2 protein-coding genes are annotated in these 2,241 nt (G+C 69.7%); one reads left to right on the forward strand and one right to left on the reverse strand.

Annotated features, from left to right (window positions below):
- Positions 1 to 1,121: 1,121 nt before the first annotated feature.
- Entirely contained in the window at positions 1,122 to 1,514 is a 393-nt protein-coding gene (locus ACWDAK_RS41035) for a peptidoglycan-binding domain-containing protein (protein ID WP_427396337.1), read from the reverse strand.
- A 182-nt stretch (positions 1,515 to 1,696) separates the two neighbouring features.
- Here ACWDAK_RS41035 and ACWDAK_RS41040 point away from each other — a divergent pair, with 182 nt between their 5' ends.
- Positions 1,697 to 2,029: a hypothetical protein gene (locus ACWDAK_RS41040; protein ID WP_449806590.1), complete on the forward strand. Its 333-nt coding sequence runs from the start codon at positions 1,697 to 1,699 to the stop codon at positions 2,027 to 2,029.
- Positions 2,030 to 2,241: the final 212 nt, after the last annotated feature.

The raw sequence follows: 2,241 nt of genomic DNA on the forward strand, positions 1-2,241 counted from the left end.
GATTCGACAAGCGCGGCTACGTCTACCTCGGCACCGTCACCGCAGCCGCACTCGTCATCTGGCTTCGCTCGTGATCGCCAGGACACTGCCTAGGCCCAGCCTGGCCGCCATCGGGCGCAGCCGTCCGGCGCGGCCCGGCGCTCCGGGCTTCGTCACTCGTGCAATCTTCATCCCGGTCCCCCGCTTCCCTGGTCACGCACGTGGCGTGAGCCCGGCCGACCTCGGCCGTGCGAACGGGGTTGTTCCAGTCGATGGTCACGACCGACAGCGATTTACGACATCGGCTCTACCGCGAGCCCTCAGGGCGCCGGGCGCGACCTAACTCGGTCCACGCAGCGGCGGTGACCTCCAGGCGTAGCTGGGCGTCGCCGGGCCAGGGGCCGTGGCAGAGGAGGGGCTGAGCCTTTTCAGCATTGCAGCTGCAGGGTGCGGACGGGTTCTCACCACCGGCTTTCGCACTGTGTGTCTTTTTGACAGCAGTGCGCAACCGCGCCTGGCGCAGGTTACTGGGCCCTGGATCACCGCCTCCAGCGACCAGATTTCCTGGTGGACCATCACCAGCACCAACGACTGAAAACGCAGTGGCAGCCCACCGCCCAGGCCCCGCTGCCCGACGGCATCCTCGCCGTCAACGCCTGCCGCCGCGGCGAGGGCGCGCCGCCCAGCACGCGCCTGGTGCAGAGCCTGATCCTCGAAGCCCACCTCGCCACCGCGCTCCCTGCTACGACGTCGGACTCGCCCTGCTCAACGACCAGTAGCGAACCCACGCGCGAGCAGCCGAACACAGCCGAAAACGATCACAGTTCCCGGGCGGCCCGACCGGTCGGGAGCCACTGGTGCACCACTCGCCCGAATTGGCCGCCCGCACCGGCTCCCAGGCGCGTGATCTGGGCCGTAGCCCGATGCCCGCCAGTACGAGCACGGCCGCAGTGGGCACGGTGCGGCACTGGCCTCAGCCGTCGATCCGCTGCCCGAGGTGCGCGCGGATTGAACGAGTCCTTCCAGCGGACGAGGCCGGGCCGACTCCGGCCACCGTCAACGCAGAGAGGTCCAGCACCGAGTGGTGCTGGACCTCTCCTTCGCCTTCCCGGGCCGGGCGCGCCCGGCCCGGCGTGCCGGAGTCAGCCCGGCAGCTGACCGCTGCAGTTGGCCAGCCAGCTGCCGAGTTCCACCTGGGACGGGTCGTTGGCGCGGTGCGCGGCGTAGTAGGCCTGGCTGACCGCGTTCTTGATGGAGCCGCCGGTGATCGGGCCGACGGTGCCGTCCGCGCTCAAGCCGTGCTCGTGCTGGTAGTTCACGACGGCGTTGTGGGTGCGGGTGCCGAACTGGCCATCGGCCTGCAGGCCTGCAGCGTCCACGTCGTCGAGGGCGCGCTGGAGGCAGACGACGGCTGGGCCGGAGCTGCCCGTCCCGAGGCTGCTGCCTGCGGCGTGGGCGGAACCGGCGGCCAGGGCCAGGGCGGCAGCCGCGCCAAGGGCCAGGACGGTCTGGCGTGTCCAGGTGTGCATGCGCATGGTTGGTGTCTCTCCTTGAGTTTGCACAGTCGTCGGCCCTGCGGCGGATCTCCCGCGTCCGCCGCAGGGCCGTCTTGGCTTTGCCACTGATGACGATGCGCCAGCGGGCGCCCCGGGAGCCAGGGATTCGTTTCACGACGAATGCCTTGTCGTCGAGCAGCGGGAGGGCCCAGGATCAGGAGGTGCTGAAGATCTGCTTCACCGACCAGGACTTGGCGCTCACCCGGATCGCACCGGCCGCCGACATGTCCTCGGAACTGTCGTTGAGCCTCCACTTGCTGGCAACCCACCAGCCCGAGAGCGAGCTCGGGCAGTGGCGCGAGCAGCTCGGGCGGCGCTGGAACCCACGCTCGGCGATGCTGTTCGACCTGTTCTCGGCGACCGACCTTCCGGAGTTCCTGACCGTGCGGCCAGACGGCCGGGACACAGCCGAGGCCACGGCGGGCGGGCTGGACCGGGTCGGCCGCGACTACCTGCGAGGGCTGGGTCGCCTCCGCCGGCTGACGCCGTATTAGAACGCGAACAGCTCGACCGTTGGGTGGAGGCCTTCTGGGTGAGGACGGCCATCTGCCGGACAGTCAGCTAGCTCCCGGCGAGTCCTGCTTGCACAGCGGGCCGACCAACGAACAGGGCCGGGGTTGGCGCATTCATGCGCCAACCCCGGCCCTGGTGGTAGCGGGGACAGGATTTGAACCTGCGACCTCTGGGTTATGAGCCCAGCGAGCTA

It is taken from the genome of Kitasatospora sp. NPDC001175 (assembly GCF_053598215.1).

Coding starts and splice junctions, on each gene's coding strand:
- ACWDAK_RS41035 (WP_427396337.1), bottom strand. CDS start 1,514: ATGCGCATGCACACCTGGACACGCCAGACCGTCCTGGCCCTTGGCGCG.